The following is a 21,117-nucleotide window of genomic DNA, read 5'->3' on the forward strand; positions in this document are numbered from 1 at the left end:
GATACCGTCGAATTCAGGAATGCTCCGCCATGCGCGGAAGCAGGCGGGCCAGCCACAGGGCAAAGGCCGCGAGCCACAGCCAGGCCGCCCAATGGGTGGCGCTCATCATGCCGCCCCCGTACGGCATCGTCCAGAGGGGCGCCAGGAGGCGCACCAGCACCGCCGCCTGGAGCAGCCACAGGCCAGTCCGTAGCCAGCGATCCGGATCCAGAAGGCGACCGGCGTGGCCCAAACTGACACGGGTGCTGAACACTAGGCCCAGGCTCGCCATGCCCCCCACGCCCAGGGCGTGCATCCAGGCCCGGTGAGCGTCGGGCCATACTGCTCCCACCGCCACCCCACCCGACAGGGCCAGGCCGATCACGAACCAGGCAACCGGTACCAACTTGGCCCCTACAAGCCAATTCCGCAGAGCGGTTTGGGGCGACCAATGCCAGGCCTGCCATGCCACCAGGCCGGCGAGAATCAGATCCACCACCCCGCCGACGACAGCGGGGGCTTCGCCGGGGAAGGCCGCCAGGGCCAGGCGGACCAGCAGGCCGGCACCTAGAAGGGGCAGGAAGCGGGTGCCCGACTCGCCCAGGTAACCGGGGAAGGCGTTGCGGCCGAACATGGGCAGCAGACGGTGCAGAAAGGTCAGGGCCAGGCCCATCTGGCCGTAAAGGCCGGCCCGGATGGCCCAGCTGTGGAGCCCGGGCTCGGTCGTCGCCCAAGCTAAGGCATCGGCCACGGCGGCTCCCCCGACAAGGGCCAGGGCCCCAACCGCGAACCGGGGCTGGTGGGGGTTGCCGGCGTCGGGTACCCAACGGGCAAATCCCACGGCCACCACCAGAATGAGGGCGCCACCCAGGGCGGCCCCGGAGACGGCCAAGCCGGCGCCGAGACCGAGCGCTCCACTCCAGGTCGCGGCCTGGGCCACAAGAAAGGCCACCAGGAGGGCCACCCAGCGCCGTGGCGGAATGGCCTCGCCGTGGCGACATTGCCGGGGCAAGGCGGTGAGGGCGAAGCCGAATATGAATAGCTGCAGAACGCCCCAGATGAGAGTGTGGCCGTGGATCCAGGCGAGGGCAAGCACCGGGGTCGGCCACCCGGCAGACCGGCTCCCGGGCTCGAGGAGCCACAGGCCCCATCCCGCCATGACGGCCAGGGCATAAAGGGCACCGGCGGGAAAAAACAGGCGGTAGGGCTCGCGCAGGAGCGCGGGTCGGGTGTCGCGGACATGGTCGCCGTCGGCCACGGTGATCGGCCTCCCTTGCCGGTTGGATTTCGGCGGTTTCCGGCAAGGCTGAACCGAGTCCCCCATTCAAGCATTGACCCGCATCAAAGCGGGTTGGGTCGAGGTAGCCGCCTATCCCCCTTCAGTGCTCATCGCCCGCGCCCCGGTCTTGCCAAAGGCAATCCCCTGACGCCTCCTGGATACGCTCAAGAAGCTGTTGATGGGCCAGCCATTCCTCCGCACTAGGCGGGGTAACCGGCAACGGCTGGCGCTGGCCCTCGGGTCCGGAATCCAGAAGGCGCTCGGCCGCAGCCGCGGGGGAGATCTCCTCGCTGGCCAGGGCCAGGTCCTCCTGGCCCCCTGTCATGGCCAGGTACACCTCGGCGAGCAGTTCGGAGTCCAGCAAAGCGCCGTGCTTGTCCCGACTGCGGTTATCCACCTCGTAGCGGCCGCACAGGGAGTCGAGATCGTTCTTCTGGCCGGCATGGAGGTGGCGGGCTTCCTGGAGCGTGTCCAGGATCTGGCAGTGATCCTCCAGCCGAGGCCAGCCGCAGCGCGTCAGCTCGGCGTTCAAAAAGCCCACGTCGAATGGGGCGTTATGGATGATCAGCTCGGCGCCGTCCACGAACTCGAAAAGCTCCCCGGCCAGGTCACTGAAGACCGGGCAATCCGCCACATGATCCTCGGTGATACCGTGGATGGCCGCCGAATCCGGGGGAATAGTGCGCTCCGGATTGATGTAGCGGTGGTAGCTTCGGCCGCTCCGGCGCCGGCCGAGGAGCTCAACACAGCCGATCTCGATAATGCGGTGCCCCTCGGCCGGATCCAGACCGGTGGTTTCGGTATCCAGAACGATCTGGCGTCTCATGGCCTACTCCTGAGCCTCATCGATGGCGCGATTGGCCAGGGCATCGGCGTGCTCGTTGCCCTCGTGGCCACTATGGCCGCGTATCCAGTGGAAACGGATATGGTGGCGTTGGAGCAGGGCATCCAGCTCCTCCCAGAGGTCGCGGTTGGCCACCGGCTTGTTGCTCGCCGTACGCCAGCCGCGGCGCTTCCATTGGGGCATCCATTCGGTAACCCCCTTGCGCAGATACTCCGAATCGGTGGTCAGATCCACCGTGCAGGGACGCTTGAGAACCTCCAGGCCGCGAATGGCGGCGGTCAGCTCCATGCGGTTATTGGTGGTTTCGGGCTCGTAGCCGTAAAGCTCGCGTTCCCGCCCCTTGTAGCGCAGCACCACGCCCCATCCCCCCGGGCCGGGGTTACCGCGACAGGCACCGTCGGTGAATAGCTCCACCGTTTCCGATTGGCTCATGGGGACCCGGGCCCTTTCCCTGCTGGTCGTGGCGTTCGAATGGATAGGCCGGTATGCCGGGCTCCCTCCTGCCGGCCAGCTCCGCCCGATAGGCCGGTCCCAAAAGGGTGACCCCGGGTTCCTCCTTGCGCGCCTGGATACAGCTTACCGCACCCCACGGCAGGCGGTGGCGCCCGGGAACTCGTTCAAGAAAGCGGGTGGCGCGCAAGGCCCGTTCCCTGGTCAAGGGCGGTCGGAAGAAGACATACCGACTGCGTTCCGGCGCCAAATCGGTAGATTCTAGCATGCTGCGAACATGGATCGCCCTAAGGAAACGCCCCGACCATGGGCCATATCGGGCCGCCCGCCGCAGCCACGGCCGGGCCAGTCCGAACAGGGAAACCGGGTTAAAGGTCAGAACCAGCAGGCGCCCCCCCGGTGCCAGAACCCGCTCGGCCTCTGCCACCACGCGATAAGGGGAACGGGAGAATTCCAGGGTGTGGACCAACACGACCAGATCCAGCTGGGCACTGGCGAACGGCAGGGCTTCCGGCAGGCCCCAAACCAGGCTGGGCGGACGCCGGGTCGCCCCGGGCTCGCCGCCGAGACCGTTGCCCGCAGCCGGGGCCAGCACATGGCTGTGACGACTGCGCTCGGCCACGGTATTCAGAAATGTGGCGTAACTCTGGGGAGCGATGCCGAGGCTGTCGCGAAAGAGGGGAAGCTCCGTCAGGATAGCACCGACCAGGGCCCGTTCCTCGTCCATTAGGGCATGGCCCAAGGTACCGTCCAGCCAAGCCACGGCGGCCTCCAATTGACAGTGTTGCGGCTACCAGCAACCATTATCGGGGTTTTCCAGACCACGGCGCCCCGCCCTGGTCCCAACGCGCTTTTGCAGCTTTCCGGGTGCCTGACAGCGCCAGCCATGCCGAGGAGGCGTTTCATGGAGCCCCCAGTGGCCCTCATCCCCGCCCTGCGGGACAATTACGTGGCCCTTCTCCACTCACCCGACGGCCGTAGTGTGGCCATCATCGACCCCTCCGAGTCGGAACCGGTGGCCCGCTATCTGGAGAGCCGGGGGCTACAGCCGCTGGCCATATTTAACACCCATCACCATCCCGACCACGTAGGCGGCAACCGCGAGCTCCAGAAGGCCTACGACCTCCCCGTGTACGGGGCCGCGGCGGACCGGGATCGTATCCCGGGGCTGACCCATCCCATGTACGAGGGGGATCGGATCACCCCAGCGGGGCTGGACCGGCTCGGCGTGGTATGGGACATCCCGGGCCACACGCGGGCCCATACCGCCTTCGTATTCGCCGACGACGGCTTACTCTTCGCCGGGGACACCCTGTTCGCGGCCGGATGTGGCCGCTTGTTCGAGGGCACCCCGGACCAGATGCAGGCCAGCCTTGCCCGTCTGCGCGAGCTCCCCGACGAAACCCGCCTTTACTGCGGCCACGAGTACACCGTAAACAATCTGCGTTTCGCCCAGGCAGTGGAGCCCGACAACCCGACAATCAAGAAAAAGCTGGCCTGGGCCGTGGAGCTTCGCCGACAGGGGGAGCCCACCCTACCCTCCACCATCGGCGAGGAAAAACAAACCAACCCCTTCCTTCGCTGGAACGAGACCGCCGTCAAGAACGCGTCCAGACAGAAGGGGGCGCTCGATGATGACCCAGTGTCGGTTTTCGCCGCCGTCCGGGAGTGGAAGGACCGCTTCTGACGCAGGCAAGAGCCGGGCATCGGCGGCAGGGACGGGACACTAGTAGAAGTGGTAGCGGCGCTTGCCAGCCTCCTTGGAGTAGTACATGGCGTCGTCGGCGCGGCCGAGCAGTAGGTCCGCCGAATCACCGTGCTTGGGGGAGAGCACGATGCCGATGCTGGCGCCAACCCTTACCTTGGAATCGGCCACCGGCACGGGCTGGGTGATTACCTCAAAGACCTTGTGCGCCAGCTCCTCGGCGGTGGATTCGCTTGGCAGGTGCTTGAGCAGGACCACGAACTCATCGCCGCCGAACCGGGCTACGGTGTCGCCTTCCCGGAGCGAATTGCGAATGCGGTGGGCGATCTCCTGCAGCGCCCGGTCCCCCTGCTTATGACCGTGGTCGTCGTTGACCTTCTTGAAATCATCCAGGTCCACGAACAGTAGGGCGAGTCGGCTGCGGTCCCGGGGCTCACGGTGGCGATCGGCCAGGGCCTGGGTCAGGCGGTCGTGGAACAGGCGCCGGTTGGGCAGCCCGGTCAGCGGGTCGTGGTTGGCCAGGTGCTCGATGGCCGCTTCCTGCTCCTTCTCGTCGGTGATGTCGCTGAACACGCCTACGTAGTTGCTCACCCGGCCGCTGTCGTCGCGAATCGCGGACATAGTGAGCCGGGCAATGAAGCTTTCGCCGCTCTTGCGGCGGGCCCAGAAGTCGCCGCGCCAATGGCCCTGCTCCTTGAGGGCTTCGCCCATGGACTCATAAAATCCGGATCTGTGCCGCCCGGCATCGAGGAACCGGGCCTCCCGGCCCACGACGTCGGCGGTGCCGTAGCCGGTGATACCGACGAACGCCTCGTTGACCATCTCGATGCGCCCCTGGGGATCCCAAATCATCATGCCCTCGGCCGAGGCCTCGAACACCGTGGTCGCCAGCCGCAGGTACTTCTCCGCCTGCTTGCGGGGCTTGATGTCCCGCAGGATAAGCTGGGCCTGGCCCGCCATGGAGCGGCCCAGGCGGGTGGCCATGAACTCGCAGAACTTGCGCTGGTTGCCGTCGATACCCCGGCACTCGCCCTCCACGAACTCCGGGAAACGGTAGTCCCCCCGAAGCACCTCAATAAGCCTTAGGTGCAAGTTACTCTCTCGCCCCGAGACCACGAACTCGGCTACGCCCCGCCCGACCAGGTCTTGCTCGGAGGTCGCCCCGAGCAGATCGAGGGCCGCGGGGTTGGCGAAGGTGACCCCCGTCTCGGAGTAGAGCAGAACACCGTCGGGGAGGTTCTCCACCAGGCTGCGCAGGCGTTCCTGGCTGTCCACCAGGTCGCGCTCGATTTGGTGACGCTGGATGGCGAAGTGGATGGTCCGGACCAGCAGCTCCCTGTCCACCGAGCCCTTGATCAGGTAGTCGTGGGCGCCGGCCTGAATGGCAGCCTGCCCGTCACCCTCGTCATCGAGGCCGGTGAGCACCACCAAGGGCAAGTCCGGGAAGGCCTGGGAAAGGATCTGGACCGAGTTCACCCCCTCGCAATCGGGGAGCATTAGGTCGAGCAGCACCAAGTCGAAATCGTTCTGGCGCAGCTTGGCCAGCCCCTCGGAGATACGACCGGTAGCAGTAACGTGGAAGGTGGTCTGACGAACGTCGCCGAGCATGGCTCGGACAAGCCGGGCGATGCCAGGGTTGTCCTCAATCATCAGAACATTGAGCGAACCGCTGGGCGACGAATGCCCGCCCCAACCAGCGGGTCTGGAATTATCTGGTTGGCCCGGGGGGGGCTCTTTACGCACTGAACCACTCCTGCCGGTGACCGACCCAACCGCAGGCTTTTCTCGGGTTAAGCCAGCCCTGGCATAGGATGCTCCGACTGCACTTCCCGATTCCTTCGCCCAAAGGTTGCCCCTCCCCATTCCGGGGCTTGTGTCGCCCCCTGCCCCTTTTGCCAGCTAGCTCCCCCCATCGCTAGCGCCCCGCTTCGATATTCAGTCCGACCACACCGAGGATAATCAAGCCGATGCTGAGCATTTTGGTGGCCGTCATTGACTCGCGGAAATACAGGACACCCACGAAGGCAATGAGGGCGGTTCCAACCCCCGCCCAGACGGCGTAGGCAATCCCGATCTCGATGCGCTTGACGGCCAACCCCAAGCCCACAAGGGCCAGCCCGTAGCACAGGAACATGGCCACTACTTCCCCCACCCGGGTGAAGCCCTCAGACTGCTTGAGAAAAGTGGTTCCTGCAACCTCCAGGAGGATGGCCAGCCCCAGCCAGGCCCAGGGATGCAGGCTCACCGCAGCCACCTCCCTGCGACTTCGCTTTCGGTCATACCGCTCCTTTCCGGCATCGCTACCAACAAAAGGCCGTAGTTCCCACTATTGAAGGCCAGGAGCCGGCTTCCCAGGGCTATCCGATGGCCGAGGTAAGACCGGCCGCTTCCAATTTGCACCCGATGCCGACGCCGACAAGCGCGCGTCACCGGCCCCTATCGCGGCGAGCGATACGCTCGGCGGGTAGGGGATGGGAATGGTATACCCTGGCGTACACAGGGTCGGCCGTGAGGGCGATCGCGTTATCCCGGTAAAGCTTGCGCAAAGCCCGGCTCAAGCCAGCGGCATCGCTGTAACGTTGGGCGAAACGGTCGGCAGCGAACTCTCGTCGGCGCGACCAGGCAGAAGCCACCGGTTTCAAGGGGAAGGCGAATACGGGCCCGACCAGGACGAACAGGATCACGGCCGCGACGGCCGAAGGCCCCTCCACCTCCAGGCCGGTGAAGAACCAGGGCTGATTAGAAAGCCAGGCCAGTAGGCCTAGCCCGGCCAGGGCCGCCGCAACGGCAACCATCATCCCATTGCGGATATGGCCCAGCCGGAAATGCCCCAACTCGTGGGCCAAAACCGCCTCGGTTTGGGCCCGATCCAAGGAATCCAGCAGGGTGTCGAAGAGCACGACCCGCTTGGCGCTGCCGAGTCCGGTAAATAGGCATTGCCGTGAGCGGTGCGGCGGGAGGCGTCCATCACGAGCACCCCACGCAGGGCAAAACCGTAGCGGCGCAATAGGGCGCCAACCCGCTCCCGCAGCTCCGGATCCGACAGGGGCCTAAAACGGTTGAACAGGGGTGCGATCCACTTAGGGTAAGCCCACGTGAGGGCACCCGTTACCCCCAGCCACAGGCCCCAGGCGTAGAGCCACCAGAGGGATCCGGCCCCGGTCATCAGGATCAGGAATGCACCACCAACCAAGACGACCAGGACACCGCTGAGGACCCCCTGCCTGAGGGCATCGATCAGAAACAGGCGGGGCTTGGTCCGGTTAAACCCGAAACGGGCTTCGACCCGGGAAGTCAGCCAGGCCCCGAAGGCCAGATCCAGTAACCCTGTAATAGCCGCCACGGCCACCAAGGCGGGGATCCCCGCGACCGCCGGCCACGGTATGCCCTCCCCGAACCAAGCCACAACCCCGTCTACCACCCGCCCCCGGTCAAGGCGACCAATAAAACGGCCCCGGCCAGGGCCTTTACTCGGTCCAAACGCAGACGGGCCCGCGGATAATCACTAGCGCGACCATGCTCGTCCGCCGTAAGGCGGCCCTGGAAGGCCGGTGGCACCTCGCCCCCATGGTCCTGCAGGTGGCGCATCTGGCGCCTGCAAAGCCCCACCCGAACGGCGGTAACCCCGAGGAGAGCGACCAGCAACAGGGGGGCGAAGGGCGACACGGTCAGCTACTTGGCGTGGGGTCCAGGATAAGCTCGTTGGACTGCTGCCAGTACCGATCCAGAATCCGGCGAACCGATTCGCCGTCAACCCCCTGCAGGGCCTCCAGGCGTTCATCCTTGGGCAAAATGCGGCCGTGATAGAGGTGGTCCCCCACGGCTTGGTGGAGGCGCTGCTCCAGGGTCTCGCCGCCCCGGAGCAGAGCGGCGCGCAGGCTGTGTCTGGCTCGCTCCACATCGGCTTGGTCAAAGCCTTGCGTCCGGGCCTTTTCCAGATTGGCGTGGACCAGCTCTCGCGCGGCGTCGCGATGTTCCGGGGGACAGGCCAGATAGACCGCCCACAGGCCACAGTCCCGCAGGGTATCCAGGTCGGAGTAGACGGCATAGGCAAGCCCGCGCTCCTCGCGCAGGTCCCGGAAAAGACGAGAGGTAACCGAGCCACCCAGAAGGTGGTTGGCGACCCCGGCGGCGAACCGCTCGTCGTCGGTCCGAGCGGGGGCCGGGGCGGCCACGGCGAGGTGGCACTGCTCGGCAGGCCCCTCGCGGGTGCCAGAGCCGGTGTGGAAGGTGGCAGCCGTATCCGCCGGCCGAGTGCCAGTGGGCAAGTGACCCAGACCCGCCTCGGCCTGGGCAGCCACGGCGTCCGCATCCAGGTTCCCGGCCACGGCTAGCAGGATCCGGCCACCGGTGTAGTGGCGCCGATGGTAATCGGCCAGACTTTTGGGACTCGCCGCCGAGATGACCTCGGGATCGCCAAGGACGGGCCATCCGGCGGGATGATCCGCCCAGACGGAGCGCACCAGCTCGTCCAGCAGCCAGGACTCGGGCTCCTCCCGGACCATGGCGGCCTCGGCGGCCACCACGCCTCGCTCCCGTTCCAGCTCTTCGACGGGCAGCCGGGGCCGAGCGACCATCTGCATCAGCAGGTCGAGGGCCTGATCGGTATCCTCCCGCAGCACTTCCAGGGTATAGGCGGTCAGCTCGCGCCCGGTCCAGGCGTCCACCTCGCAGCCCAAACGGTCCATGGCTTCGGCCAGTTCGCGCACCGAATATTCGGGCGTACCCTTGAACACCATGTGCTCGAGCAGATGGGCCAGACCCGCCTCGTTGGGGACCTCGTAGCGGCTGCCGTTCTCCACCCAGATGCCCAGGGCGGCTACCGCCTGGCCGGGCTCTGGAAGGACCAAAAGACGCACGCCATTAGCGAGGACCCGTGTCTCGGCGGGGCCCCCGCCGCTGGCCAGCGGCGTGGAAGAGAGGGAAGCGGTCATGGTGGGAGGGGATCAGCCGTGGTCAACGGCCTTCTTGGACAAACGGATGCGGCCGCGGTCATCGACCTCGAGTACCTTGACCCGGACGGTTTCGCCTTCCTGGAGGTAGTCGGTAACCTTCTCCACCCGTTCGGGAGCGATCTCGGAGATGTGCAGCAGGCCATCTGTGCCGGGGAGAATATTAACGAAGGCACCGAACTCGGTAATGCGGACCACTTGGCCCTCGTAGATTTTGCCCTCCTCCACCTCCTCGACCATCTTCTCGATGCGAGCTTTGGCATCTTCCGCACCCGCGGCGTCGTTGGAGGAGATGTAGACGGTGCCGTCATCGTCGAGATCGATGTTGGTCCCGGTCTCCTCCGTGAGGGAGCGGATGGTCTTGCCGCCGGGTCCGATGATCTCCCGGATCTTCCCCGGTTTGACCTTCATTACCAGCATGCGCGGCGCGTGGCGAGACAGCTCGGCGCGCGAGGTCTGCAGCTCCTTGCCCATCTCACCGAGGATGTGGATGCGCCCCGTCCGGGCCTGTTCCAGGGCCTTTTCCATGATCTCGCGAGTGATGCCCTCGATCTTAATGTCCATCTGCAGGGCGGTTACGCCGCCCTCGGTGCCTGCCACCTTGAAGTCCATATCCCCGAGATGGTCCTCGTCACCCAGGATGTCCGAAAGCACCGCGTAGCTCTCGCCCTCCTTCACCAGGCCCATGGCAATACCGGCTACCGGGGAATGGATGGGGCACCCGGCATCCATCAGGGCCAGTGAGGTACCGCAAACGGTAGCCATGGAGGAGCTGCCGTTGGATTCCAGGATCTCGGAGACCACCCGCAAGGTGTAGGGGAAGTCCTTCTGGGACGGCACCACCGCCTCCAAAGCCCGTTTGGCGAGCTTGCCGTGACCGATCTCGCGGCGCTTGGGCGAGCCCATGAAGCCCGTCTCGCCGGTGCAGAAGGGCGGAAAGTTGTAGTGCAGCATGAACTGCTCGCGGCTCTCGCCCTCCAGCGCATCGATAACTTGGGCGTCTTGCCCAGAGCCCAGGGTCGCCACCACCATGGCCTGAGTCTCCCCGCGGGTGAATACCGCCGACCCGTGGGTGCGGGGCAGTACACTCGTCTCGATGGTAATGGGCCGAATGTCGGTGGTTCCGCGGCCGTCAATGCGTGGCTTCCCGGCCAGGATGTCCCCGCGGACCATGCGTTTTTCCAGGTCCTTGAACTGCTCCTTGGTCTCTCCGGCGCCGTCCGGATCCTGGTCGGAATCGATGCCCAGCTGCTGCAGCATATCCTCTTTGACCGCGCCCACCGCATCCTGGCGGGCCTGTTTCTCCTGGACGGCGTAAGCCTCGCGCAGGCCCGGTTCGGCCACCTCGCGGACGCGGGCCTGGAGGGCCACTTGGGGCTCGGGCTCTGACCATTGCCAGCGGGGCTTGCCGGCCTTTTTGGTCAGCTCATCGATTGCCCCGATCACCGGCTGCATCTGCTCGTGGCCGTACATCACGGCATCGAGCATGGCCTGCTCGGAAAGGCGGTTGGCCTCGGACTCTACCATAAGGATCGCTTCCCGGGTCCCGGCCACGACCAAGTCGAGATCGGAGCGCTCCAGCTCATCGAAGGTCGGATTGAGGACCAGTTCGCCGTTGTTGGAGCCCACCCGACCGGCACCGATGGGCCCGCTAAACGGGATTCCCGACAAGCTAAGCGCTGCCGAAGCCCCGATCATAGCCGGTATGTCCGGATCGTTCTCGCCGTCGGCGGACAGCACCGTGGCCACGATTTGGGTCTCGTTCAAGAAGGAGTCCGGGAACAGCGGCCGGATGGGGCGATCGATCAACCGGCAAGTGAGCGCTTCTTTCTCTGAGGCCCGGCCCTCACGCTTAAAAAAGCCGCCGGGGATCTTCCCGGCCGCAAAGGTGCGCTCCTGGTAGTTCACGGTCAGCGGGAAGAATGCCTGGCCGGGCCTGGCTTCCTTGCGGGCGACCGCTGTTACCAGGACCACGGTCTCCCCGAGGGTGACAGTGACGGCCCCGTCGGCCTGCCGAGCACGATTGCCCGTCTCCAGCCATAGGGTCTGGCCGGCGTATTCGAGCTCTACTTGCTGGAGGTCAAAAGGCAAGGGAGCGCTCCTGGCGATTACTTGCGGATGCCAAGGCGCTGGATCAGATCGCGGTAGCGATTGACGTCTTCTCGCTTGAGGTAGTCCAGCAGCTTACGCCGCTGGCCGACCATCTTGAGCAAGCCACGACGGCTGTGGTGGTCGTGCTTGTGCTCTTTGAGATGCTCGGTAAGGTTGGTGATTCGCTCGGTAAGGAGAGCGATCTGGACCTCGGGGGAACCGGTGTCGCCATCGTGCTGCTTGAACTCGCCGATGAGCTCGTTCTTCTTTTCAGCGGTAATACTCATTCCAAAACCCTCTGGGTTGCAATCCAATCCGTCCAGACCCGGAGTTCACCCCCGTGATCCAGCGCGGTGGAGTCAGGGCCTCCCGGCAGCCCAGGGGGTATGGCTGCGAATGCAGCGCTTCAAAACCCCCTGACCGCTGGAACCGGCCACGCGCTAGGCGCGCTTCCTAAAACGCCCCGGCTATAGCCGGGGCGAATGTTTATTATAGCGCGGGGCTCCGACCCGGGGCAAGATGACTAGGCCAAATGGAACAACCGCTTGGGGGCCACCCGGCCATCGGCCAAGGTGGTTCCCACCCCCAGGAACAGGCCATCATCATCGTACAGGCGCAAATACGGCGCGTCCGGGGCTTTGGGTACCATGACGGGCTGCCCCTGGAGCAAGTAGTACGCTGCCGTCTCCCCCAGCTCAACCACCGGGAAGTCCGCCAGCGCCTCGTCCACGGGCAGCATCATGGAATGCCGCTCCTCCAAGCCCGCCTCCTCCATGGCATCCAGGGTTACCGCATCCTCGATGCGGAAAGGTCCGGAAGCGGTGCGCCGAAGCTCCCCCAGATGGGCGTAGCAGCCAAGGGCGCGCCCAATATCGGTGGCGAGGGTACGGATGTAGGTGCCCTTGGAGCAGTGGATGTCCACCTCCAGACGATCCTCGGTCAGGGCAACCAGGCGAATGGCGTAAATGGTCACCCGCCGGCTCTCGGGAGCGGGAACATCCTCGCCGCGGCGGGCCTTCTTGTAGAGGGGCTCACCGCTTTGCTTGATAGCGGAGTAAACTGAGGGCACCTGCTCGATCTCGCCGGTGAACCGATCGAGGACCGCCTGGATGTCGCTATCGGTAACCATCACCGGGGCCTGCTCGACCTCCTCGCCTTCGGCATCGCCGGTGGCGGTTTCCTGCCCCAGCTGAAGGGTAGTCCAGTAGCGCTTGTCCGCCTCCAGAAGGAATTTGGAAACCTTGGTGCCCTCCCCCAGGCAAAGCGGCAGCAGCCCCGTGGCCATGGGGTCCAGACTTCCTGTGTGCCCGGCCTTGCGCGCCTTAAGCAAGCGCTTGGCCTGCTGCAAAGCGGCGTTGGAGGTCATGCCCTTGGGCTTGTCCAGTAGCAGGATGCCGTTAACGGCTTCGTTCATTGGCTGATGCTCGGTTACGCCGGATAGAAAACGATGGGAGCCGACAGGCAGGCCCTCGACAAGGGGAACGGCGTCGCCGGGATCAGGCGGCCCGGTTCAGCTCGTCCTGGATGGTCGCTACTAAGCGCTCACGGACCTGACACAAGGTCCCTTCCAACCGGCAACCGGCGGCGCGGGCGTGGCCGCCGCCGCCGAACTGCTCGGCCACGCGGGACACATCCACCAGCTTCTTGGAGCGCAGGCTGACCTTGTAGGCAGTGCCTTCGGGTGTGGGGCGTAGCTGCACCGCAACTTCTACCGAGGCCACGGAGCGCGGCAAATCCACCAGACCCTCGGCGTCCTCAGGCTCGGCCTGAACACGGTCGAAGGCCTCGGCGTCCAGAGGAATCATGCCGATCCGGTCGTTGGCGTGAAACTCCAGCCGTTGCAAGCCCTCACCCATCATGCGCAGGCGCGACGGGGGGTTGTTCTCGTGCAGGGCGTGGTGGACCGCGTAGGGCGAGGCCCCGGCCCGAACCAGCTCGGTGGCGACCTCAAATGTGGCTACATCGGTGTTGCTGTAACGGAAGAAGCCGGTATCCGTGGCGATGGCGGTGTACAGCCCGAGCGCGGCATTTGGACCGATGGGAGCATCCAGCTCCTGCAGCACCCGGAACGCCATAAGCCCCGTGGCGGAGGCCTCAGGATCGATGACATCGAGGTCGCCGTAACGCTCGTTGGAGCGATGGTGATCCAGATTGATCACCGTCCCTAACAGGGCAGGATCGCCGGGGGCGTCCCCCAGTCGGTCCCAGTCACCGCAGTCCAGGGTTACCAGGACGTCCCAGGGCTCGGCGTTTCTGCCACCGCTACGCACCCGCTCCTGTCCAGGTAAAAACCCCAAGTAGCTCGGCACCGGATCGGCCATGTGGAACGAGACATCCTTGCCCAAGGCGGCAAGTCCCAGGGCCAAGCCCAGGCCGGAGCCGATGCCGTCGCCGTCGGGACTCACGTGCGTGGAAAGCAGCACGCGCTCGGCCTTGCCGACACGTACGGCCGCCTCCTGCAGGCTTGCCTCAGTCCCCATCCGATTCCCCATGGTCCAAGGAGCGGAGCAGGCGATTCATGTGATCCCCGTACTCCAGTGATTCATCGTAGACGAAAGTCAGCTCGGGCACGTGGCGCAGGGATACCCGTCGGCCCAGCAGACCCCGCAGATACCCGCTGGCATGGTCCAGGACGGCCTGGATCTCTTCGGGCGCAGCGGCCGCCTCCGTTTCCGGCATCAAGGAGTAGAACACCTTGGCCATCTTGAGATCGGGGGCGACGTCCACACGGACGATACTGACCCATTTCAGCCGGGAGTCCCGCAACTCCTGCTGGATCATGGGCCCGAGCTCCTGCTGCAGGAGCTCGGCGACGCGGCGGGTACGGCCGGTTTGCTGACTCAAGGGACTTTCCTCGGCTCCGGGATCCGGCGCCTAACCAGGGTTTATTCCAGGGTCCGCTCGATCTCGCGGGACTCGTAGCATTCGAGCTGATCGCCCACCCGCAGGTCGTTGAAGTCCTTGATGCCGATGCCGCACTCGTAGCCCTCGCGCACCTCCTTGACGTCGTCCTTGAAGCGCTTGAGGGAGTCCAGGTTGCCGTCGTAGATGACCACGTTGTCGCGCAGCACGCGCACCTTGGCGTTGCGGGTTATGTAGCCGTCGATCACCTGGCAACCGGCGATGGTGCCCATCTTGGGCACCTTGAACAAATCCCGTACCTCGGCCCGGCCGGTGACCTCCTCCTTGATCTCCGGGGCCAGCAGGCCGCTCATGGCCGCCTTGACCTGATCCACGGCCTCGTAGATGACACTGAAATAGCGGACATCGACGCCGTTCTGCTCGATCATGCGCCGGGCCGAGGCCTCGGCACGGACGTTGAACCCGATGATGATCGCGTCGCTGGCCAGGGCCAGATTGACGTCCGACTCGTTGATGCCGCCCACAAGGGCGTGGATCACCTTGACCTGGACCTCGTCGGTGGACAGCTTCTCCAGCGATTCACGCAATGCCTCCACGGAGCCCTGGACATCGGCCTTGAGCAGGACAGGCAGTTCGGCCACCTCGCCTTGCTGCATCTGCTCGAACATGCCCTCGAGCTTGGCCCGCTTGCTGGCTGCGATCTGCTGGTCCTTAATGCGCTGATGGCGCATCTCGGAAATCTCTCGGGCCTTGCGCTCGTCGGTGACCACCTGGGCGTCGTCCCCGGCCTCGGGCACGCCGGAAAGCCCCAGGACCTCCACCGGCATGGAGGGTCCGACGGCCTCGACATTGTCGCCGACCTCGTTGATCAGGGCACGGACGCGACCGTATTCAGGCCCGGCCAGCAAGATATCGCCGGTCTGCAGCTGGCCTTCCCGGACCAAGATGGTGGCCACCGGACCGCGACCGCGGTCCAGCTTGGACTCGACCACCACACCGTGGGCCGGTCCATCGGCCACGGCCTGCAGCTCCAGAAGCTCGGATTGCAGGGCCACCATCTCCAGTAGGGAATCGACGTTGTCGCCGGTTTTCGCCGAGACGTTGACGTACAACGTCTCACCGCCCCAGTCCTCGGGAATCAGGCCGTGCTGGGACATCTCCTGCTTGACCTTATCGGGCTCGGCCTCCGGCAGGTCGCACTTGTTGACCGCCACGACGATGGGCACCTCGGCGGCCCGGGCGTGGTCGATGGCCTCCATGGTCTGTGGCTTAATGCCGTCGTCGGCGGCCACCACCAGGATGACAAGATCGGTAACCTGGGCGCCGCGAGCCCGCATGGCGGTAAACGCCTCGTGGCCCGGAGTGTCCAAGAAGACCAGATCGCCTGCCTCGGTGCCAACCTGATAGGCACCGATGTGCTGGGTGATGCCGCCGGCCTCGCCGGCGGCCACCTTCGCGGTGCGGATGTAATCCAGCAGCGAGGTCTTGCCGTGATCCACATGGCCCATCACGGTCACCACCGGCGGCCGCGGCCGGACCTCTCCCTGGGGCTTTTCGGAGGCCAGGGCCTCTTCCTCCAGGGCCTCCTCCGAGACGTGCTTGGCCCGGTGGCCCAGCTCCTCGACCACCAGCGTCGCGGTATCCGAGTCTAGGGTGTCGTTCTTGGTGACCATGACGCCCATGCTGAACAACTGCTTGATCAGGCCCGTGGCCTTCATGGCCAGGCGGTTGGACAGCTCCTCCACCGAGATGGTCTCGGGCACTGCCACCTCGCGGACCTGGGGCTCCGCGGGCTTTTCGAAGGCCTTACCCTCACGGCGCCGCTCGCCGCCCTCCCGTTTGGCCCGCTTCTCCCGCTTCTTGCGCTGCTTCTTAGACTCGAAGCCCTGCTCTTCCTTGGCCTCCTGGGGCTCATAGGCTTCTTCCTCGCGCCCTTCGCGGCCTTTCTTGGCGCGTTTGCCGGTCTCCTTTTCCGGAGCCGGGGCCTCGGCGGGCTGAGGCTGCTCAACGGCAGGCTCGGCAGGGGCAGTCTCCGCTTCGGCGGCCTCCGCCTCGGCTTGAGGGGCACCGGACTCCTCGGCCTGCGCCGGGGCGGTCTCCGCTTCGGCGGGAGCTTCCACCTCGTATTCGGCTTCGGCCTCCGCTTCCGGGGCCTGGGGTGACACCTCGGCAGCCGCCATAGCTTCTTCGGAAGAGGGCTGGGCACCGCCCCGCGCCTCCGCCTCGGCGGTCTCGGCGGCCACGGTTTCGCGCTCCTCGGCCGGCTCCTCCTCCCGGCGGCGCTTCACGAAGGTCCGCTTCTTGCGTACTTCCACTTCCACGGTGCGCTGACGTCCGTGGGAGAAGCTTTGCTTGATCTGGCGATTGGAGCGTCGCTTGAGGGTGATCTTACTAGGGCCGGCCTCCTCTTCCTCCTCCGAGGCACCGTGGCTCTTGCGGAGGTAGCCCAAAAGCTGGCGCTTGTCCTCGTCATTCACGAACTGGTCGGGGCTGTGCTTGTTCACCCCGGCGGCTTGCAACTGCTCGAGGAGCTTGTCGTTGGACATGCCCATCTCTCGGGCGAATGTGGAAACCTTAACCTTGCCCATCTCCGTTCTCCTCTTTCAGCCGATTACAGCGCACCGCCAGAGTCCGGATCTTCTCCGCCAGCCGGGGCTGGGTAATGGCCAGCAACCCGACTTCCGCCGTGCCGAGCACGGCCCCTAGCTCGCTTTTGGTTAGCGCGGTGACCACCCTGGCGTTTCCCACCCGGGTAGCCACCCATGTTCGTGTCCGTTCGGCCGCGTCGCTGGCGGCCAGCACCCAATGGGCTTGCCCCTGCTCCAGGGCCTGGGTCACCCGATCAACCCCGGGAACCACCGCCCCGGCACGATGGGCGTGTCCCAGGTTCTCGGTCAGCATCCGCGCCAGCCCCTCCACCGCCTGGCGCTGGAGCGCCTCGGCATCCTCGGCGGGCGGCCGGCAGCCCAGCGCCTGGGCCACTCCCTTGGCTTTGATCCCCTTGCGCAGGCAACCGGGATCGGGGCACAGATAGGCTCCCCGGCCCGGGAGCTTGCCCCGCAGATCCAGCACAGCAGCGCCGTCCGGGCTGCACACGAAACGCAGCAGCTCGCTCTGCGGCGCACTGCGGCGACAGGCATGGCAAGTCCGTTGGGGGCTCACGATCGGCCTGCCTCAGCCCTCGGCCTGACTGGGCGCCTCCTCGCCGCTTTCGAACCAGGGCTTGCGCGCCGCCATGATAAGGCGCTGGGCCAAGCTCTGAGAGATACCCTGGATGTCGAGCAGCTCGTCCACGGCGGACTCGGCGAGATCCTCCTGAGATTTAATGCCACCGGCAACCAAGCGGCGGGCAGTGGCCTCGTCCATGCCCTCCACGTCCATCAGGGAGGGATCCATCTCGTTCTCCAGACGCTCCTCCTCGGCGATGGCCTTGTTGAGCAGGGCGTCCCGGGCCTGGCTACGCAGCTGCTGGGCGATCTCCTCGTCGAACTCCTCCACCGAGGCCAGCTCGGAAAGCGGCACGTAGGCCACCTCCTCCAGGCTGGTAAAGCCTTCGTCGGCGAGGACTCCGGTCACCTCTTCGTCGGCACCCAAGTAATCCATAAACAACTTCTGGCTGGCCTCGAACTCCTGCGTCCGCTTTTGGTGCTCTTCTTCCTCGGTGAGGATATCGATCTCCCAGCCGGTGAGCTGGCTGGCAAGCCGCACGTTCTGCCCCCCACGGCCGATGGCCAGCGAAAGCTGGTCCTCGTCCACTACCACGTCGATGGTGTTGAGCTCTTCGTCCACCACCACACGGCTGATCTCCGCGGGGGAAAGGGCGTTACAGACGAAGGTTGCGGCGTCGCCGGTGTACTGGATGATGTCCACCCGCTCCCCGGCGAGCTCGTCCACCACCTTCTGTACCCGCGAGCCGCGCAGGCCCACGCAGGCCCCCACGGGATCGATCCGTTCGTCGGAGGTGGAAACGGCGATCTTGGCGCGCGAGCCAGGATCGCGCGCAGCCCCCCGGACCTGGATGATGCCTTCGTTGATCTCGGGCACCTCAAGCTCGAACAAGCGCACGATCAGCTGGGGATGGGTACGCGACAAAAACACCTGGGGCCCGGACTGGGTCCGGCGCACGTCATACAGATAGGCGCGAACCCGATCGCCGGGCCGCAGGTTCTCCCGGGGAATCTGCTCGCTGCGCGGCAGAAGGGCCTCGGTGCGGTTGAGGTCGATGATGGCGTTGCCGCGCTCGACGCGCTTGATCACGCCGGTGATCAGCTCGCCTTCGCGGTCCCGATATTCCTCGACCACCATGTCCCGTTCGGCTTCCCGCACCTTCTGCAGAATCACCTGCTTGGCGGTCTGAGCCGCAATGCGCCCGAACTCGATGGGCTCCAACTCTTGCTCGACCCTGCTGCCCACTTCCACCTCGGGGTCCATCTTGCGGGCCTCGGACAGGTGCATCTCCTGTTCCGGATCTTCCAGCTCGGTATCGTCGGGGACAACGTTCCAGTAACGAACGGTCCGAAAATCGCCGGTGTCCTTATTGATGTCGACCCGGATGGCCTTTTCCTGGCCGTATTTCTTTTTGGTCACAGTTGCCAGGGCCGCCTCCATGGCCGAGAAGATAATGTCCTTATCGACACCCTTCTGCCGGGCGACCGAGTCCACGACCATCAGGATTTCGCTGCTCATAACGGGCCTTCCCCTTGATCCTGCCGATACTGGCGCTATAGGTCCGCCACCAGGTGGGCTTTGGCCACCTGGTCGAGGGGGATGGCGGAGCGCCCCTCGGGGGTTTCAACAACCAATTTTTGATCCTCGAGCCCGACCAGGGTCCCGGTAAAGCTACGCTGGCCGTTTATGGGCCCAAAGGTCTTCACTTTGACCCGCTCGCCAGCGAAGCGATCGAAATCCGCCTGCTTGCCCAGCGGGCGTTCCAGCCCGGGCGAGGAGATCTCCAAGCTATAGGTTTCGGCGATCGGATCCTCGGCATCGAGCCGTTTTCCCACGGTATGGCTGACCGCTTCACAGTCTTCGAGCGTTACGCCGTTGGGGGCATCAATATACAACCGGAGGGTGCGGTTGCCGCCACTGCCCACCAACTCCAGCTCCACGAGCTCGTAGCCCATGGCCGTCACCACCGGCTCCAGGAGCTCGACCAGCTTATCCTTGCCAACCCCCGCCATAACCGATACCACATCCCGGAAATAAAAAAAGCGGGTGCGCGACCCACTTTCGGTATTCGGCCGAAACTCTTAGAAATTCCGGATTCTAGCAGGTTCCTCCGGAATTCCCAAGCCTCGGCCCATATTGACTCCTAATCCGCCCGCAGGTTCCCCGCTGGAGTATCCAGGACATAGGCATAGAACCTCTTGGGGTTTTCCAGACGGATCTTCCGGGCCAGCTCGGACGGCAACTGATCCAGCCAATTCCGGTGAAAATCCAGAAATTGACCCACGCGGTCCCATCCGGTATCGGCCACGTCCCAGCGATACAACGATCCGGGCGGCCATACGGGGTCCGCACCCGTCATGAAACGGTCGGGGAACCGGTTGAACAGCTCAATCCAAGACTGATCCAAACTGCCGTCGGCATCGGCAAAATAGCCGTAGCGACCGGGATCCCTGGCGGAAAGCTCGGTCCAAACGTTGGGACAGGCCTCCATTAGGGAACCGACCTCTTCCGGCCCCAGGCGGGCCCCCGCATGGGCCCATTGGAAACGAATCTCGGGGTTCTGCCGGCAAACCGGCTCGAAATACTCGTGACTAGAGCTTTCAGTATGGATCAAAAACGGCACGTCGTATTCCCGCGCCAGATCCAGCAACCCTTGGACCACCTCATTATGGAAAGAGGGTCCTACCCCCGCAATGAAGTGGGCCTCGCCAATGCCGAAGAACCGACCGGAGTCCAACGCTTCCCGGGCCCTGTCCACGACCTTTGGATCGGTAAACCAGTCGGCCCGGCCGCGATGGTGGATATAGGGACTGAAAAAGGGGACAATCCATTTTCCACCAGCCTTCCGCAGTTTGAGGGCGCGCTCGGAGGGGGTCCCAGAAACAACGCCGAGAACGACATTGTTGGCCTTTAGGCGATCAATGGCCTCCTGGGGGGTGGTAACCTCCTCTTGGTCCCAGTTGTAATGAAGATGGACATCGGCGAAAGGCGCTTTTTCGGCAAAACTCGGGGCCGCCAGAACCAATCCGAGAACCCCAAAAACCAATGGCCGCAAAACCGAACCCTCCTAGCGCTGGAAAAGCTGCATGATGGGGACCCGCTCATAGCCCTCCGGGGGCTCAAAGGTGAACTTTTCGGCGTTTTGGGAGCCCACCTGGATCTGTCGCAGCTCCTGCACCTTGCCTTGCTCCGTACGATCTCGGATGACCGTATTGATTCCCGGGTCGAACCACTGAACGGCTTTGCTGTAGTTGGGATGGCGGCATTCCCACTTGACTGTATCGCGACCGTTCAACGACACCTCCCCCAGTTTCTCGGAGCGGGCAAAGCCCTTGCAAGGCTGGTGGGAAAGCAAGCTTCCCAGGCTACCCCCCTTGCTAACAGACGCATCTACCGCATAGCGCTTGTTGCCCTCGTCCACGAACCACCGTTTTTCGGCATCCGCCGGGGAAACCAGAACCAGCCCGTGGGGCGGAACCCCCTCAAGGCGGCGCCCTTCCGGTGCCATATAGACGCGGGTCGCTTTTTGCGGATCCTCGCCTTCGAGATAGGTAACCGAGCGGGCCTCGAAACCGGGCGCCGAACCCAAATCCTCGGCGGCGAGCGGGGCGGCCATCATGGCCAAACCCCAGCCGATACCCATCAATGCCTTTGCGCGCATGCCCTGGCTCCTGTTTAGTTGGTCCCCCAAGCCTACAAGGGAAGTCCACCCTGGATAACCGGCCCCTTCCTCCGGTGCCTCCAAGAAAGGCAAACCCATTAAAAAAGCCCCCGAGGGTTCCCCGGG

At 64.9% G+C, this 21,117-nt stretch carries 21 protein-coding genes and 1 pseudogene; 1 reads left to right on the forward strand and 21 read right to left on the reverse strand.

Features of this window, described 5'->3' with window-relative positions:
* Positions 1 to 13 precede the first annotated feature (13 nt).
* From V5A19_RS09010 to V5A19_RS09025, 4 genes are all read right to left on the reverse strand, one after another.
* Positions 14 to 1,237 carry an NnrS family protein gene (locus V5A19_RS09010; RefSeq protein ID WP_332318915.1) on the reverse strand — a complete coding sequence of 408 codons (1,224 nt, stop codon included), beginning with the start codon at positions 1,235 to 1,237 and terminating at the stop codon, positions 14 to 16.
* A gap of 121 nt (positions 1,238 to 1,358) precedes the next feature.
* Positions 1,359 to 2,084: a DNA polymerase III subunit epsilon gene (gene dnaQ, locus V5A19_RS09015; protein ID WP_332318916.1), complete on the reverse strand. Its 726-nt coding sequence runs from the start codon at positions 2,082 to 2,084 to the stop codon at positions 1,359 to 1,361.
* 3 nt (positions 2,085 to 2,087) lie between these two features.
* Positions 2,088 to 2,534 carry a ribonuclease HI gene (gene rnhA / locus V5A19_RS09020; RefSeq protein ID WP_332318917.1) on the reverse strand — a complete coding sequence of 149 codons (447 nt, stop codon included), beginning with the start codon at positions 2,532 to 2,534 and terminating at the stop codon, positions 2,088 to 2,090.
* Entirely contained in the window at positions 2,482 to 3,315 is an 834-nt protein-coding gene (locus V5A19_RS09025; protein ID WP_332318918.1) for a methyltransferase domain-containing protein, read from the reverse strand. Before V5A19_RS09025 ends, rnhA begins: the two co-directional genes overlap by 53 nt.
* A gap of 141 nt (positions 3,316 to 3,456) precedes the next feature.
* Here V5A19_RS09025 and gloB point away from each other — a divergent pair, with 141 nt between their 5' ends.
* Complete coding sequence (gene gloB / locus V5A19_RS09030) at positions 3,457 to 4,239, forward strand: hydroxyacylglutathione hydrolase (RefSeq protein ID WP_332318919.1); 783 nt, start codon at positions 3,457 to 3,459, stop codon at positions 4,237 to 4,239.
* Between the two features lie 39 nt (positions 4,240 to 4,278).
* Here the strand turns inward: gloB and V5A19_RS09035 are convergent, their stop codons facing one another.
* From V5A19_RS09035 to V5A19_RS09110, 17 genes and pseudogenes are all read right to left on the reverse strand, one after another.
* A complete protein-coding gene (locus V5A19_RS09035) occupies positions 4,279 to 5,907 on the reverse strand; it encodes a diguanylate cyclase domain-containing protein (RefSeq protein ID WP_332318920.1) in 1,629 nt (542 codons plus the stop codon).
* A gap of 265 nt (positions 5,908 to 6,172) precedes the next feature.
* Positions 6,173 to 6,502, reverse strand: a complete 330-nt coding sequence (locus tag V5A19_RS09040; RefSeq protein WP_332318921.1) for a DMT family transporter — start codon at positions 6,500 to 6,502, stop codon at positions 6,173 to 6,175.
* Positions 6,503 to 6,683: 181 nt separating this feature from the next.
* Positions 6,684 to 7,265 (reverse strand): M48 family metalloprotease, encoded by a 582-nt coding sequence (locus tag V5A19_RS09045; RefSeq protein WP_332318935.1) that lies wholly within the window; start codon positions 7,263 to 7,265, stop codon positions 6,684 to 6,686.
* 59 nt (positions 7,266 to 7,324) lie between these two features.
* Positions 7,325 to 7,678, reverse strand: a pseudogene (locus tag V5A19_RS14370) (M48 family peptidase); the annotation flags it as partial.
* A complete protein-coding gene (locus V5A19_RS09050; RefSeq protein WP_332318922.1) occupies positions 7,672 to 7,923 on the reverse strand; it encodes a hypothetical protein in 252 nt (83 codons plus the stop codon). The gene V5A19_RS09050 and the pseudogene V5A19_RS14370, both read right to left, overlap by 7 nt.
* 2 nt (positions 7,924 to 7,925) lie before the next feature.
* On the reverse strand, positions 7,926 to 9,191 hold the full coding sequence (locus V5A19_RS09055; protein WP_332318923.1) for a M16 family metallopeptidase: 1,266 nt from the start codon (positions 9,189 to 9,191) through the stop codon (positions 7,926 to 7,928).
* Between the two features lie 12 nt (positions 9,192 to 9,203).
* On the reverse strand, positions 9,204 to 11,300 hold the full coding sequence (gene pnp / locus V5A19_RS09060) for a polyribonucleotide nucleotidyltransferase (protein ID WP_332318924.1): 2,097 nt from the start codon (positions 11,298 to 11,300) through the stop codon (positions 9,204 to 9,206).
* Between the two features lie 17 nt (positions 11,301 to 11,317).
* Entirely contained in the window at positions 11,318 to 11,587 is a 270-nt protein-coding gene (gene rpsO / locus V5A19_RS09065) for a 30S ribosomal protein S15 (protein WP_332318925.1), read from the reverse strand.
* 236 nt (positions 11,588 to 11,823) lie between these two features.
* Complete coding sequence (gene truB / locus V5A19_RS09070) at positions 11,824 to 12,714, reverse strand: tRNA pseudouridine(55) synthase TruB (protein ID WP_332318926.1); 891 nt, start codon at positions 12,712 to 12,714, stop codon at positions 11,824 to 11,826.
* A gap of 82 nt (positions 12,715 to 12,796) precedes the next feature.
* Entirely contained in the window at positions 12,797 to 13,780 is a 984-nt protein-coding gene (locus V5A19_RS09075) for a DHH family phosphoesterase (RefSeq protein ID WP_332318927.1), read from the reverse strand.
* Positions 13,770 to 14,144 (reverse strand): 30S ribosome-binding factor RbfA, encoded by a 375-nt coding sequence (gene rbfA, locus V5A19_RS09080; RefSeq protein WP_332318928.1) that lies wholly within the window; start codon positions 14,142 to 14,144, stop codon positions 13,770 to 13,772. Before rbfA ends, V5A19_RS09075 begins: the two co-directional genes overlap by 11 nt.
* A 41-nt stretch (positions 14,145 to 14,185) precedes the next feature.
* Positions 14,186 to 16,750 carry a translation initiation factor IF-2 gene (gene infB / locus V5A19_RS09085; RefSeq protein WP_332318929.1) on the reverse strand — a complete coding sequence of 855 codons (2,565 nt, stop codon included), beginning with the start codon at positions 16,748 to 16,750 and terminating at the stop codon, positions 14,186 to 14,188.
* On the reverse strand, positions 16,737 to 17,324 hold the full coding sequence (locus tag V5A19_RS09090; protein ID WP_332318930.1) for a DUF448 domain-containing protein: 588 nt from the start codon (positions 17,322 to 17,324) through the stop codon (positions 16,737 to 16,739). Before V5A19_RS09090 ends, infB begins: the two co-directional genes overlap by 14 nt.
* A gap of 12 nt (positions 17,325 to 17,336) precedes the next feature.
* A complete protein-coding gene (nusA, locus tag V5A19_RS09095; protein WP_332318931.1) occupies positions 17,337 to 18,848 on the reverse strand; it encodes a transcription termination factor NusA in 1,512 nt (503 codons plus the stop codon).
* A 35-nt stretch (positions 18,849 to 18,883) separates the two neighbouring features.
* A complete protein-coding gene (gene rimP, locus V5A19_RS09100; RefSeq protein ID WP_332318932.1) occupies positions 18,884 to 19,342 on the reverse strand; it encodes a ribosome maturation factor RimP in 459 nt (152 codons plus the stop codon).
* Between the two features lie 131 nt (positions 19,343 to 19,473).
* Positions 19,474 to 20,385 (reverse strand): amidohydrolase family protein, encoded by a 912-nt coding sequence (locus tag V5A19_RS09105; protein ID WP_332318933.1) that lies wholly within the window; start codon positions 20,383 to 20,385, stop codon positions 19,474 to 19,476.
* A 12-nt stretch (positions 20,386 to 20,397) separates the two neighbouring features.
* Complete coding sequence (locus V5A19_RS09110; protein ID WP_332318934.1) at positions 20,398 to 20,991, reverse strand: hypothetical protein; 594 nt, start codon at positions 20,989 to 20,991, stop codon at positions 20,398 to 20,400.
* Between the last annotated feature and the right edge of the window lie 126 nt (positions 20,992 to 21,117).

The sequence above is a fragment of the Thiohalorhabdus sp. genome (assembly GCF_036628635.1).
Classification (GTDB): Bacteria; Pseudomonadota; Gammaproteobacteria; order Thiohalorhabdales; family Thiohalorhabdaceae; genus Thiohalorhabdus.

Excerpts from the sequence above, each read along its gene's own strand:
- dnaQ (WP_332318916.1), bottom strand. The coding sequence starts at position 2,084 with ATGAGACGCCAGATCGTTCTGGATACCGAAACCACCGGTCTGGATCCG.
- rnhA (WP_332318917.1), bottom strand. The coding sequence starts at position 2,534 with ATGAGCCAATCGGAAACGGTGGAGCTATTCACCGACGGTGCCTGTCGC.
- gloB (WP_332318919.1), top strand. The coding sequence starts at position 3,457 with ATGGAGCCCCCAGTGGCCCTCATCCCCGCCCTGCGGGACAATTACGTG.
- V5A19_RS09035 (WP_332318920.1), bottom strand. The coding sequence starts at position 5,907 with ATGATTGAGGACAACCCTGGCATCGCCCGGCTTGTCCGAGCCATGCTC.
- V5A19_RS09055 (WP_332318923.1), bottom strand. The coding sequence starts at position 9,191 with ATGACCGCTTCCCTCTCTTCCACGCCGCTGGCCAGCGGCGGGGGCCCC.
- rpsO (WP_332318925.1), bottom strand. The coding sequence starts at position 11,587 with ATGAGTATTACCGCTGAAAAGAAGAACGAGCTCATCGGCGAGTTCAAG.
- truB (WP_332318926.1), bottom strand. The coding sequence starts at position 12,714 with ATGAACGAAGCCGTTAACGGCATCCTGCTACTGGACAAGCCCAAGGGC.
- V5A19_RS09075 (WP_332318927.1), bottom strand. The coding sequence starts at position 13,780 with ATGGGGACTGAGGCAAGCCTGCAGGAGGCGGCCGTACGTGTCGGCAAG.
- infB (WP_332318929.1), bottom strand. The coding sequence starts at position 16,750 with ATGGGCAAGGTTAAGGTTTCCACATTCGCCCGAGAGATGGGCATGTCC.
- nusA (WP_332318931.1), bottom strand. The coding sequence starts at position 18,848 with ATGAGCAGCGAAATCCTGATGGTCGTGGACTCGGTCGCCCGGCAGAAG.
- rimP (WP_332318932.1), bottom strand. The coding sequence starts at position 19,342 with ATGGCGGGGGTTGGCAAGGATAAGCTGGTCGAGCTCCTGGAGCCGGTG.
- V5A19_RS09110 (WP_332318934.1), bottom strand. The coding sequence starts at position 20,991 with ATGCGCGCAAAGGCATTGATGGGTATCGGCTGGGGTTTGGCCATGATG.